This is a genomic window from Staphylococcus arlettae, from assembly GCF_002902345.1.
GTDB classification, from domain to species: Bacteria; Bacillota; Bacilli; order Staphylococcales; family Staphylococcaceae; genus Staphylococcus; species Staphylococcus arlettae.
Window position 1 is genome coordinate 257016 of record NZ_PPQB01000010.1, and the last position, 12350, is coordinate 269365.

15 protein-coding genes are annotated in these 12350 nt (G+C 33.3%); 13 read left to right on the forward strand and 2 right to left on the reverse strand.

Features of this window, described 5'->3' with window-relative positions:
* The 5 genes from CD036_RS13290 to CD036_RS05025 all read left to right on the forward strand — a co-directional run.
* Window positions 1-386 (forward strand): NAD(P)H-dependent flavin oxidoreductase (locus tag CD036_RS13290; RefSeq protein WP_258027389.1); only part of this gene is annotated, 386 nt, incomplete at its 5' end.
* Between the two features lie 168 nt (window positions 387-554).
* Window positions 555-1403 carry a DUF72 domain-containing protein gene (locus tag CD036_RS05010; protein ID WP_002509376.1) on the forward strand — a complete coding sequence of 283 codons (849 nt, stop codon included), beginning with the start codon at window positions 555-557 and terminating at the stop codon, window positions 1401-1403.
* Between the two features lie 42 nt (window positions 1404-1445).
* Complete coding sequence (locus CD036_RS05015; RefSeq protein WP_021458895.1) at window positions 1446-2765, forward strand: bifunctional metallophosphatase/5'-nucleotidase; 1320 nt, start codon at window positions 1446-1448, stop codon at window positions 2763-2765.
* Window positions 2766-2847: 82 nt separating this feature from the next.
* Window positions 2848-3771 (forward strand): lipoyl synthase, encoded by a 924-nt coding sequence (lipA, locus tag CD036_RS05020; protein ID WP_002509374.1) that lies wholly within the window; start codon window positions 2848-2850, stop codon window positions 3769-3771.
* 141 nt (window positions 3772-3912) lie between these two features.
* Window positions 3913-4287, forward strand: a complete 375-nt coding sequence (locus CD036_RS05025; protein ID WP_002509373.1) for a YutD family protein — start codon at window positions 3913-3915, stop codon at window positions 4285-4287.
* Window positions 4288-4446: 159 nt separating this feature from the next.
* On the opposite strand, the gene CD036_RS05030 is transcribed toward CD036_RS05025, so the two are convergent.
* Window positions 4447-4713: a DUF3055 domain-containing protein gene (locus tag CD036_RS05030; RefSeq protein ID WP_103388101.1), complete on the reverse strand. Its 267-nt coding sequence runs from the start codon at window positions 4711-4713 to the stop codon at window positions 4447-4449.
* 157 nt (window positions 4714-4870) lie between these two features.
* On the opposite strand from CD036_RS05030, the gene CD036_RS05035 reads away from it, so the two are divergent.
* The 8 genes from CD036_RS05035 to dltD all read left to right on the forward strand — a co-directional run bounded on the left by CD036_RS05035 (window position 4871) and on the right by dltD (window position 11580).
* Window positions 4871-5302 carry a DUF86 domain-containing protein gene (locus CD036_RS05035; RefSeq protein WP_002509371.1) on the forward strand — a complete coding sequence of 144 codons (432 nt, stop codon included), beginning with the start codon at window positions 4871-4873 and terminating at the stop codon, window positions 5300-5302.
* Window positions 5303-5308: 6 nt separating this feature from the next.
* Window positions 5309-6097 (forward strand): 5' nucleotidase NucF, encoded by a 789-nt coding sequence (nucF, locus tag CD036_RS05040; RefSeq protein WP_103388102.1) that lies wholly within the window; start codon window positions 5309-5311, stop codon window positions 6095-6097.
* Window positions 6098-7060 carry a 2-hydroxyacid dehydrogenase gene (locus tag CD036_RS05045; protein ID WP_103388103.1) on the forward strand — a complete coding sequence of 321 codons (963 nt, stop codon included), beginning with the start codon at window positions 6098-6100 and terminating at the stop codon, window positions 7058-7060.
* A gap of 313 nt (window positions 7061-7373) precedes the next feature.
* Window positions 7374-7511, forward strand: coding sequence for a teichoic acid D-Ala incorporation-associated protein DltX (locus CD036_RS05050; protein WP_002509369.1), 138 nt, complete (start codon window positions 7374-7376; stop codon window positions 7509-7511).
* Window positions 7512-7524: 13 nt separating this feature from the next.
* Window positions 7525-8988 (forward strand): D-alanine--poly(phosphoribitol) ligase subunit DltA, encoded by a 1464-nt coding sequence (gene dltA, locus CD036_RS05055; RefSeq protein ID WP_002509368.1) that lies wholly within the window; start codon window positions 7525-7527, stop codon window positions 8986-8988.
* The gene (gene dltB, locus CD036_RS05060; RefSeq protein ID WP_002509367.1) at window positions 8985-10199 is read left to right on the forward strand and encodes a D-alanyl-lipoteichoic acid biosynthesis protein DltB; all 1215 of its coding nucleotides are present in this window, start codon (window positions 8985-8987) and stop codon (window positions 10197-10199) included. Before dltA ends, dltB begins: the two co-directional genes overlap by 4 nt.
* 12 nt (window positions 10200-10211) lie before the next feature.
* The gene (dltC, locus tag CD036_RS05065; RefSeq protein ID WP_002509366.1) at window positions 10212-10448 is read left to right on the forward strand and encodes a D-alanine--poly(phosphoribitol) ligase subunit 2; all 237 of its coding nucleotides are present in this window, start codon (window positions 10212-10214) and stop codon (window positions 10446-10448) included.
* A 1-nt stretch (window position 10449) separates the two neighbouring features.
* Window positions 10450-11580: a D-alanyl-lipoteichoic acid biosynthesis protein DltD gene (gene dltD, locus CD036_RS05070; protein WP_103388104.1), complete on the forward strand. Its 1131-nt coding sequence runs from the start codon at window positions 10450-10452 to the stop codon at window positions 11578-11580.
* A 450-nt stretch (window positions 11581-12030) separates the two neighbouring features.
* Here the strand turns inward: dltD and CD036_RS05075 are convergent, their stop codons facing one another.
* Window positions 12031-12273, reverse strand: a complete 243-nt coding sequence (locus tag CD036_RS05075; RefSeq protein ID WP_002464399.1) for a NifU family protein — start codon at window positions 12271-12273, stop codon at window positions 12031-12033.
* Window positions 12274-12350 lie beyond the last annotated feature (77 nt).

Genomic DNA, 12350 nt, shown 5'->3' on the forward strand with positions numbered 1-12350 from the left:
GTTTGATATTAGGTGCAGAAGCGGTACAGATGGGAACAGCATTTTTAACTTGTATTGAAAGTAATGCCAATGATTTGTTGAAAAATGCTATATTTAACAGTGCTGAAACTGACACTGTCATTACTAAAGCATTTAGTGGAAAACCGGCACGAGGTATTGATAATGAATTTATTCATAATATGCAACGTTATGATGATGAAATACCAGCATATCCAATTCAAAATGAATTAACCAATGCTATACGAAAAAAGGCGGCTCAATTAGGTGATGCAGAAATGACACATCTATGGAGTGGACAAACTCCACGGTTAGCACAATCTATTGCAGCTTCACAACTGATGTCGCAAATTATTACTGATACACAAAATATATTACAAAATGAATAAATTATATATTAGCACTAGTTAACTCACCTCTAAATATAGTAAATAGTAATGAGCGTGTTGCACTTAACTAGTGCTTTCACTTTATCTATGAAAATTCAAACATACTATTATAATCTAAACATGTGAATCCCTTAAATAATATATGGTATTATGAAGTCGGTGATAATAATGATAAATATAGGGCTAACGGGTTGGGGCGATCATGATTCATTGTACGAAGATTTACAGAGGAAAACTGACAAATTACAAGTCTATGCTAGTCATTTTCCAATTGTTGAACTTGATGCATCTTACTATGCCATTCAACCTGAAAGAAATATACTAAAATGGATTAAAGAAACACCTAAACGCTTTAAATTCATTGTTAAAATCCATCAAGCGCTAACGTTACACGCAGACGTATTAGATTTTGCGTCATCAAGACAAGCGTTAATCGATGAATTTAATAAGATGTTAGAACCATTAATAGCGGCTGATAAATTAGCAATGGTATTAATTCAATTTCCACCTTGGTTTGATTGTACTACACAACATATTACATATATTCGTTACTTAAAAACGAAGTTATCTGATGTACCTATATGTGTTGAGTTTAGACATCAATCTTGGTTTAACAGCACTTATAAAGAACAGACACTAGAGTTTTTGACAGCCCAGCAAATCATTCATGCTGTGTGTGATGAACCTCAAGCTGGTCAAGGTTCCATTCCATTAGTAAATCGAATCACGCATGACGTTGCTTTTGTAAGGTACCACGGGCGTAATGTGCATGGTTGGACTAAAAAAGATATGACCGATGACAAATGGAGAGAAGTACGCTATTTATATGATTATACAGAAGAAGAATTGATGGACTTAGTTAACAAAGTTAAAGTGTTGGAACATAAAGCCAAAACGATTTATGTTGTGTTTAATAATAATTCAGGCGGTCATGCAGCAGCAAATGCGAAAATGTACCAACGTCTACTTGGAATTGATTATGATGGCTTAGCGCCACAACAATTGAAGTTATTTTAAAGTTATAAGCGTCAATTCATTAATTTTAGAGGAGAGATTGTGATGAAACTAACCATTTATCATACTAATGATATACATAGTCATCTGCAAGAATATGCAAATATTTCAGCATATTTAGCAGAGGAAAGACCCAAATTAAATCATCCCTCTCTTTATCTTGATATTGGTGATCATGTAGATTTATCAACACCAATTACACAAGCGACAATGGGAAAACATAATGTAGAGCTACTAAACAGTGCACGTTGTGATATAGCAACGATTGGTAATAATGAAGGTATGACTATTTCACATGCAGCATTAAACCAACTATATGATAAAGCACATTTTGATATTACGTGTGCCAATGTATTTGATGAAGCTGGTAATTTGCCTAACCATCTAACATCTTCAGTTATTAAAGTTATCGAAGGTACTAGAATATTATTTGTAGCAGCAACAGCACCATTTACACCTTTTTATCGTGCATTAGATTGGGTTGTTACTGATCCGCTTGAAGCAATTAAAGATGAAGTCAAAGCACATGAAGGTCAATATGATGTCTTAATTATAATGAGTCATGTTGGTGTATTTTTTGATGAGAAATTGTGCCAAGAATTACCTGAAATTGATATTATTTTAGGTAGTCATACACATCATTTTTTCAAACATGGTGAAGTGAACAATGGCGTATTAATGGCGGCGGCTGGTAAATATGGTTACTACTTAGGTGAAGTAACGATGGAAATTCAAAATCATAGTGTAGTATCTAAAAAGGCTGAGCTTTATGCTAATGCTGACTTACCCCAAGTTGCAACAGACTTTGAACTTGAAGGTAAGCGATTATTAAGTACACCGGTTATTAATCATGAAATGAACTTACCAAGGAAAACAAATGTGATTTCAAAAACATCTTATTTATTAGCTGAAAGTATATATGAATTTACACATGCAGATTGCACTATTATTAATGCAGGTCTAATAGTACGTGCGATAGAAGGTAAAGAAGTCACAGAATACGATGTGCATCAAATGTTACCCCATCCTATAAATACGGTTAGAATCAAAATCACAGGACAAGAACTAAAATATGTTATAATAAAAAGTCAAAAGCAAGAATATATTAATGAATATGCACAAGGTTTAGGCTTTAGGGGGGATATATTTGGGGGATATATATTATATAACCTTGGATTTATAGAATCTGAATCTCGTTATTTTATCAATGGTGAAGAAATAGATGATGACAAAATTTATACATTAGGTACAGTGGATATGTACACATTTGGCCGGTATTTTCCAACACTGAAAGACCAAGCAACTGAGTACTTATTGCCTGAATTTTTAAGAGATATTTTTAAAGAAAAATTGTTAGAATATTAATTTCTAACCCAATTACGTTTTAATTTAGTGTGAAGTTAGTTATAATGATGGAAGATATTAATATAGGAGGTCGTGCGTGGTTATGGCTACTAAAAATGAAGAAATACTACGAAAACCAGATTGGTTGAAAATAAAGCTTAATACTAATGAAAATTACACAGGGCTCAAGAAGATGATGCGTGAGAAGAATTTACATACGGTCTGTGAAGAGGCAAAATGTCCGAATATTCATGAATGTTGGGGTGAACGTCGTACTGCTACATTTATGATACTAGGTGCTGTATGTACACGTGCTTGTAGATTCTGTGCTGTTAAAACTGGATTGCCTAACGAGTTAGACTTAGATGAACCAGAACGTGTAGCAGAATCTGTAGAATTAATGAACTTAAAACATGTAGTAATTACAGCAGTAGCTAGAGATGACTTAAGAGATGCTGGTTCAAATGTTTATGCAGAAACAGTACGTAAAGTACGTGAACGTAACCCATTTACAACAATTGAAATCTTACCTTCAGATATGGGCGGAGATTTTGAAGCATTAGAAACTTTAATGGCATCAAAACCGGATATTTTAAACCACAATATTGAAACAGTACGCCGTTTAACACCAAGAGTAAGAGCGCGTGCTACTTATGATCGTACATTAGAATTTTTACGTCGATCTAAAGAATTGCAGCCGGAAATTCCAACTAAATCAAGCTTTATGGTTGGTTTAGGCGAAACATATGACGAAATTTACGAAACTATGGATGATTTACGTGCCAATGATGTTGATATCTTAACAATTGGACAATATTTACAACCTTCACGTAAGCATTTAAAAGTTGAAAAATACTATACTCCATTAGAGTTTGGTAAATTAAGAAAAGTTGCTATGGACAAAGGATTTAAACATTGCCAAGCAGGACCACTTGTGCGTAGTTCATATCATGCAGATGAACAAGTTAACGAAGCAGCTAAAGAAAAACATCGTCTTGGTGAAGAGCAATTAAAAGCAGAACAATAATAATATAATGTAGTAACTTTATAGACTTAGTTCTCCAATGCAGACGTTTTCAAATGAGTTGTATGAGGGCTAAGTCTTTATTCACGTTATATTAGCCAACAAGATAGCTTTATAAATATAGTAATAGTTCGGGTGAATGACATGATAAAAGTGAATGGGCAGTTTTTTGAAATAATAGAAGATTACAGGGAACATTTCGATGAGGAAGTATTTGCTAATCGTTATTCAGATATTTTAGATAAGTATGATTACATTGTTGGTGATATAGGATACGAACAATTACGCTTAAAAGGTTTTTATAGCGATTCAAATAAAAAAGCAGAATTGAGTAAACGATTTTCAACAATTCAAGATTATTTATTAGAATACTGTAACTTTGGCTGTCCTTACTTCATTTTGAAAAATGTTACTACTGAAAATCAAAACAAATTGAAGCAAGAAAAACAGGTCGTCTTAGAAGAAGATAAATTGAAAGATGTTAAAATTCAACCATCGATTCAACATAGTGAAAGCTAAGCTAGCTTACAACTCATTATATGCATTGTGATACTATTAGTTCCAACAAATTGAATAGATGTCTATGTGTACAATAAACTTCATAAATGAAGCAACTATATAGGGGTGGATTTGGAATTCGAATGTTACTAATTTGAAATTCCTTCCACCCCTATATTTTTATTGGATTTTTTCAGCTAAAAACGCATTAAGTTCTTCACCTTCTGCTTCATTGACACCTAAAATATAAGCGGTATAACCTTCTTCAGCTAAATCATCTGTACCGATAATACCGAACTTATTTGTCTGCATGTTAAGCACAATCGTTTTACCGAAATGACGATTCGTTTGAACTAGCATCAAATCATAGCGGCTCTCTTCGCCGACAAAACCAACGAATTGTACTTGAGCAGCTTCATCATCGTCGTATAAAAACATGTCTATCATTATGTAACCTTCTTTCTTTTGATAGTTAGAATAGCAATTTATTTTAATACTAATGTTGTTAGAACTATTTTGTTATAAATCCTTAGTTTTCAGTATAACTACAAATGAATTTAACTGCAAAATTGTGATATGATGAATATATTAAGGGGTGACGGAAATGTACTTTGTAAACAAAGACCAATTAAATGCCAAATTAAAATATATTCAACAATTAACAGAACAATATGAAGAAAACAAACATAACCATTTTGCCTTTGAACGTATAGCACAGATGCTTATTGAATCATCGGTTGATATTGGAAATATGATTATTGACGGATTTATATTACGAGATCCTGGAAATTATAAAGACGTAATAGATATTTTAGCATTAGAGCAAGTTATCTCAAAGGAAACACAACAAAATATTAACCAAACGGTAGATGTTAGAAAGCAATTTGTACATTATTATGACGAATTAGACACAGCAAATTTGATGACCTTGTTTGATAACGCGCTACCTTTTTATCGCCAGTTTATTCAAGAGGTAATACAATTTGTAGAAAGTGAAAATGTACCGATTACTGCGTTTGGTAAAAAAGGAGACTAACATAAAATGAAGCAATATAAAGCGTACTTACTCGATTTGGATGGAACAATGTATAAGGGTGACGAACCTATTGATGGGGCATCTCAATTTATTGAATATTTAAAAGCACAAGATATCCCTTATTTATTTGTAACAAATAATTCTTCAAAGCAACCAGAAACAGTAGCTGAAAAATTACAAACTATGGGCATATCAGCAACAGGCAATGAAGTCGTAACATCTGCTTTAGCTACAGCAGATTATATTGCAGAAGAACATCCAGGTGCATCTGTGTACATGCTTGGAGGTACAGGGTTACAAACAGCGCTCGTAGATAAAGGCCTAACAATAAAAAATGATGAATTCGTTGATTATGTTGTTGTAGGTTTAGACGAAGCGGTTACATATGAAAAGCTTGCGGTCGCTACGTTAGGCGTACGAAATGGAGCGAAGTTTATTTCTACAAATAAAGATGTTTCGATACCTAAAGAACGAGGATTTATGCCCGGGAATGGGGCTATTACAAGTGTAGTTAGTGTATCAACAGGCGTACAGCCTACTTTTATTGGAAAGCCAGAACCAGTAATTATGAATAAAGCATTAGATATTCTTAACTTACCTAAATCTGAAGTAGCGATGATAGGCGATTTGTATGATACTGACATACTTTCAGGAATTAATGTTTCCATTGATACAATTCATGTGCAAACTGGGGTGTCAACACTTGCAGATGTCGAAGCTAAAGACATTCCACCAACATACTCTTACGAAGATTTAAACGCTGTAATTAAATCATTAAAAGGTGAGGTTGATTAAATGGATAAAGTAGTAGTGACTAGACAAGTACCTGATAAATTCATTAAACAATTAGAAACAATAGCTCAAGTAGAAGTGTGGAATGAAGCTTTTACCCCAATGCCACGAGAACAATTTTTGAACGCTATTAAAGATGCGACTGCATGTTTTATCACACTAACGGAAACGATTGATGAAGAAGCCATTAATGCAGCACCACACTTAAAAGTAATTGCTAATATGGCAGTTGGCTATGATAACATCGATGTACAACTTGCAAATGATCATAAAATTGTCGTAACAAATACGCCAGATGTATTAACAGAAACGACTGCAGAATTAGGCTTATCATTGATGTTGAGTGTCGCGCGTCGTATAGTCGAAGCAGAACGTTATGTACAAGATGGTCAATGGCAAAGTTGGAGTCCTTATTTGTTGGCAGGCAAAGATTTATACCGTTCTAAAGTAGGTATTTTTGGTATGGGTGATATTGGTAAAGCATTTGCTAAACGTTTAAAAGGTTTTGAAGCGAACATTATGTATCATAATAGAAGTCGTAACGAAGAGGCAGAAGAAGCACTAGGAGCATTGTACGTTTCTTTTGACACATTGCTAAAACATAGTGATTTTATAATTTGTACTGTTCCATTAACTGCCGAAACAGAAAACAAATTTGACAGTGAAGCTTTTGCCAAAATGAAAAATGATGCCATTTTCATTAATATCGGTAGAGGTGCTGTAGTAGATGAGTCTGCACTTGTTTCAGCTCTGGTAAACAATCAAATTTTAGCATGTGGCTTAGATGTATTAAGAGAAGAACCAATACAAATGGATCATCCTTTATTAGGAATGAAAAATGCTGTTGTTGTACCACATATCGGTAGTGCGTCGGTAGTCACTCGTAACAAAATGATTCAATTATGTGTAGATAATATTAAATTAGTACTAAATGGTAATACTGCAAAAACAGCTGTTAAAGCTTAGCATTAGTGCATCAAACTTATGAGTAATAATTAACTTGGGTAATTTACACAGTAATCGTGATTGAGTATCACGCAAATAATAAAAAAGTAGTAACTGACAACCACCGTCAGTTACTACTTTTTTTATTGAATTGATTGCTATCAAAATCATAATGAAAAAACATATAAGAAAATAGTTATAGTAAAATGTAGTTCATACATAAAAATGTTAATATATTGTAAAGTTGTTTGATGTTATGTATAATAAGTTGTAGTAAATTTAAAAGTGTATAAATACAAAAAATCTGAATCGTTGTATTTTCAAGAGGTGAATAATGAATAAGAATAATCATAGATTTATAGTGGTTAAAAGTATTGGATTGGTATTGTTGTATTTAATTATTTTCATTGCTTTGTATTTACTATATGGTGCTGGAGATACACATAACGATTTTATTTATAATGAATTTTAATGAGGAGAACATCATGAAAGATATTTTACAGACAATAAACCGGTATAGCGTCATTTACCCTAATAAGATTGCTATTCGTTACAACGATCATTCATTAACTTATAAACAATTGGATACATACGCTAATGCATTAGCCTGTTATATAATGTCATCGCGTACTCCGTTAATACTATATGGTCATATGTCTCCCTACATGATTGTAGGGATGTTAGCCAGCTTAAAAGCAGGTTGTGGTTATATACCATTAGATATTTCTATGCCAACTGCACGTTTGCAACACATAATCAATAAGGTAGAACCTAATTTTGTACTAAATACAACGAGTGATGAAATAGAGTTGACTAATGGAGAAATAATAACGATTGATGATTTACAGCAGATGTCAGTAACGACAAGGGAATTTAATAATATACAAGAAGTTGATATAGCTTATACTATTTTTACTTCGGGTACTACCGGAGAACCTAAGGGTGTTCAAATTTCATATGGCAGCTTGAATGAATTTGTTAAATGGATAAGTGATATTAATCAATTGGGATTATATCAGCATTGGTTAAACCAAGCGCCGTTCTCATTCGATTTATCTGTAATGGCTATTTATCCTTGTTTAACAACTGCTGGTACGCTACATCTAGTTGATAAACATATGGTGGCTAAGCCTCAGTTGCTCGATGATTTATTAAGAAGCAATAACATTAATATTTGGGTTTCTACACCATCATTTATGGAGTTAGCTTTATTATTACCTGTATTTACTCAAGAAAAATATGAAAGTTTAGGGCAATTTATTTTTTGTGGGGAAGTACTATCCCATAAACTTGCTGAAAAATTGTTACATCACTTCAATAAAGCAGTGGTTTATAACACATATGGCCCGACAGAAGCAACGGTTGCAGTTACTGGAATACAAATAACTCAGTCCATTATACAACACTACAATCCGCTTCCAGTAGGCAAACCTAGAGCAGGTGTAACGTTAGCTGTTAATGACCATGCAGAATTAATTATTATGGGGAGATGTTTGAGTCAAGGATATTTAAATGATGCTATTAAGACAGCACAAGTATTTAAAGAGTATCAAGGTAAACAAGCATATTATACGGGAGACTCAGCGTACTATTTAGATGATATGTGGTTTATAAAAGGGCGTATGGATAATCAAATCAAATACAATGGCTATCGTATAGAACTAGAAGATATAGAGTTTCGGTTACGACAAATTCACTTTATTCAAGAAGCGATAGTAGTACCTAAAGTTAAACAAGGAAAGGTAGTTCAACTTATCGCTGCAATCACATTGACTAAAGCAGTATCCCCAGAAGAAGTAAAAGTATTGAAAAGCGAAATTACACCACTATTAGCTGAAAATTTACCTACTTATATGCTACCCACTAAATATGAAATATTAGAAAAGTTACCGATAAATGGCAATGGCAAAGTAGATAGAAAAGCTATAAATGAGGTTATATTACGATGATACCTTATGGAACGTTCACTTTTTTTGCGATAGCGATAGTCGTATTGCTACCAGTTGTTTGTTTAGGTTTTATGGGTAAGCGTAGTTATACATATAATTTTTTAAGTAGCTTACTAATGGTAGTACTTATTTTTGCATCGCAAAAATATAATATTTACAACAATCCGTATTTGAGTTTTCAACTATTTAGCTTTTTCGGTTATATTGTTTGGCAAGTGAGTATCATTATGTTTTATCTCAATATTAGACGTCGACATAATTATACGAGTTTATTTAGCAGTGTAATATTTTTAGCAATCTTGCCCTTGCTATGTGTGAAATTATTACAAAGCTCATGGTTAGGTGACTATCAAATTGTCTTCCATGAATACAAAGTGGTGAACTTAATTGCATTTTTAGGTATTTCCTATGTGACCTTTAAAAGTGTGCAATTACTAATGGAAATTAGAGATGGTTCAATTAAAGAAGTTGATGTTTGGAAAGTAATTCAATTCATTTCATTTTTTCCAACTATTTCATCAGGTCCAATAGATCGCTATAAGCGTTTTATCAAAGATGACAAAGTAGTGCCCGACGGTACTGTATACAGTACATTATTTGCGAAAGCGCTCCATTTTGTGATGCTTGGATTTTTATATAAATACATTATTGCTTATTTGATTCAAAATTATGTCATACAACCATTGCTTGAAACACCACATAATGTTGTCGATACGTGGTTATATATGTATGCTTATAGCTTTTATTTGTTTTTTGATTTTGCAGGATATAGTTTATTTGCTTTAGCTTTTAGTTATTTATATGGCATCCAAACGCCACCGAATTTTAACCAACCATTCAAAGCGCAAAATATTAAAGCGTTTTGGCAACGTTGGCATATGACTTTATCTTTTTGGTTCAGAGACTGTATATATATGAGATGTTTATTTTTTATGTCGAAGAAAAAATTATTAAAAAGTCAATTTGCTATGTCGAACATTGCATTTATAATTAATTTCTTCTTAATGGGTTTATGGCATGGTTTAGAGCTACATTACATAGTATACGGTTTGTATCACGCAGCTTTGTTTATTGGCTTTAGTTATGTTGAACGCTTAAGTAAATACTTCGGCTGGCAGTGGCAAAATAAATTTACTGCTTGTATTAGTACAGTTATTACTTTTCATTGTGTGACTTTTGGCTTTCTCATATTTTCAGGACAGTTAATTTAGAAGGAAATTAGTATGGACATTAAAAACCAAATTTTAAATATTTTAGCAGACATTGCAGGTGATTCTATTGTAAAAGATAATTTAGACATCGCAATATTTGAGGAAGGTATTATCGATTCTTTTAAAACGATAGAATTATTATTAGCCATTGAAAATCAGTTAGGTATCGACGTATCGATAACAGATTTTGATCGTGAAGCGTGGGCGACTCCAAATAAAATTATTGCGTTATTATCTGCGAAACAATAAAATGAAACAATTCTATCCATTTATCATTAGTTTAGTTTTATTTGGAATTTTTGTAGCTTTGCCCGCAAATTGGTTTAAAGGATTAATTTCTAATCAAACATTATCTGAACAACGCAACTTGCTTAGCGAACAAGTGTTAAAAGGTACTTTACTACAAAATAAATTATATGAAACTAATAACTACTATCCTATTTATGGTTCTAGTGAATTAGGCAAACAAGATCCTTTTCACCCAGCTGTTATGTTAACACATAGAGTTAAGAAACCACCTTTTTTAGTAGGAACAGGAGGTTCTACCGACTTGATTAATGCTGTGACACTTGCAGCAAACTTTGATCAACTTAACGGCAAAAAATTAACATTTATCATCTCACCGCAATGGTTCACGCAACGCGGTTTAACACGAGAAAATTTTAATGCACGTATATCAGAAACTCAAATTGCTCAGTTATTTAAACAACAGCAAATGAGCAAGCACTTAAAAGAACGTTATGCTCAGCGCTTATTACAATTTAAAGACGTTAAAAACAAGCCTTTCTTACATGATATGAGTCGAAATAAACAACAGTCTTCACATGCTTATGTCTCATCGTTCAAAGAAAATCAATTATTAAAAATTGAAGCAATTAAAGCTGCATTTCCACTTAATAAGCAAGCGTTTAAGCATGTTGGAGAGGACACGTCACATCGATCGTGGACATCTTTAAAAGCAGAAGGCGAACTTTACGGACAACAACATAGTATGTCGAATCAATATAATATACAGGATAAATATTGGCAGTTAATTCAAGCGAAACAACGTAAATTTAAACGCAATCATGAATTTAAAGTACATTCACCGGAATTTGAAGATTTAGCATTACTCGTTGATACATTGAAAGCTGCAGGAGCAGATGTTCAATATATAGTAATACCGACAAATGGCAAATGGTATGATCATATTGGAATAAAATCTAAGCAACGTCAAATGATTTATCAAAAAATTAAAGATACCATTACTGCTAAAGATGGTAAGCTTTATGATATGACATCTAAAGACTATGAACCATACGTTATTAGTGATGCTGTACATATTGGATGGAAGGGCTGGGTTTACGTAAACGAACAAATTGTGTTGCATCAGAATCAATAAAAGAGGTTCCTGCGAGAAGTGTACTAGACGAAGACTATATGCTTAGGCAGTGCCCGAGGAAAGCGTGCACAAAAAAACTGCCAACAAAATCGGGGACTTCGTCGACAGACTACGGAGTGTGACAGAAATCTGTACTGTGACCACAACGTGTATCTTTTGTAACTGAAAAGTTCCAAAATGAGGTGCTTTTTCTAAAAAATATAACTCATGTCTACATGGTAACCCACATTAACTTCTATTTCTGTGATAGCAAATAGGCTTTGAATAAATAATATTGGCAGTGATTTGGGCTGACTCCTGCGGGAAAAGCACTAGCCGAAGACTACAGGCTGAGGCAGTGCCCGCGGAAAGCGTGCACAAAAAAAACTGCCAACAAAGTCGGAGAACTTTGTCGACAGTCTGAGACTTTCTTACATAGAAGGTCTCTAAAATTTTATTTGAAGTAATTCGTTAGAATACTTGTTCTACTTCGATAACACCTGGCACTTCTTCATGCAATGCACGTTCAATACCTGCTTTTAATGTAATAGTAGAACTTGGGCATGTTCCGCAAGCACCGTGTAATTGCAATTTAACTATTCCATCTTCTACATCGATTAGTGAACAATCACCACCATCACGTAGTAAGAACGGGCGTAGTCGCTCGATAACTTCAGCTACTTGATCAAACATCGTTGCGTTTTCAGTTGGCATAAATATGCCTCCTTTCAAGTAAATAAATTCTACATATCCGTATTTATTTATTATAATAGATATGTAGAGAAAAATCT

Excerpts from the sequence above, each read along its gene's own strand:
- CD036_RS05010 (WP_002509376.1), top strand. The coding sequence starts at position 555 with ATGATAAATATAGGGCTAACGGGTTGGGGCGATCATGATTCATTGTAC.
- CD036_RS05015 (WP_021458895.1), top strand. The coding sequence starts at position 1,446 with ATGAAACTAACCATTTATCATACTAATGATATACATAGTCATCTGCAA.
- lipA (WP_002509374.1), top strand. The coding sequence starts at position 2,848 with ATGGCTACTAAAAATGAAGAAATACTACGAAAACCAGATTGGTTGAAA.
- CD036_RS05025 (WP_002509373.1), top strand. The coding sequence starts at position 3,913 with ATGATAAAAGTGAATGGGCAGTTTTTTGAAATAATAGAAGATTACAGG.
- CD036_RS05030 (WP_103388101.1), bottom strand. The coding sequence starts at position 4,713 with ATGATAGACATGTTTTTATACGACGATGATGAAGCTGCTCAAGTACAA.
- CD036_RS05035 (WP_002509371.1), top strand. The coding sequence starts at position 4,871 with ATGTACTTTGTAAACAAAGACCAATTAAATGCCAAATTAAAATATATT.
- nucF (WP_103388102.1), top strand. The coding sequence starts at position 5,309 with ATGAAGCAATATAAAGCGTACTTACTCGATTTGGATGGAACAATGTAT.
- CD036_RS05045 (WP_103388103.1), top strand. The coding sequence starts at position 6,098 with ATGGATAAAGTAGTAGTGACTAGACAAGTACCTGATAAATTCATTAAA.
- CD036_RS05050 (WP_002509369.1), top strand. The coding sequence starts at position 7,374 with ATGAATAAGAATAATCATAGATTTATAGTGGTTAAAAGTATTGGATTG.
- dltA (WP_002509368.1), top strand. The coding sequence starts at position 7,525 with ATGAAAGATATTTTACAGACAATAAACCGGTATAGCGTCATTTACCCT.
- dltB (WP_002509367.1), top strand. The coding sequence starts at position 8,985 with ATGATACCTTATGGAACGTTCACTTTTTTTGCGATAGCGATAGTCGTA.
- dltC (WP_002509366.1), top strand. The coding sequence starts at position 10,212 with ATGGACATTAAAAACCAAATTTTAAATATTTTAGCAGACATTGCAGGT.
- dltD (WP_103388104.1), top strand. The coding sequence starts at position 10,450 with ATGAAACAATTCTATCCATTTATCATTAGTTTAGTTTTATTTGGAATT.
- CD036_RS05075 (WP_002464399.1), bottom strand. The coding sequence starts at position 12,273 with ATGCCAACTGAAAACGCAACGATGTTTGATCAAGTAGCTGAAGTTATC.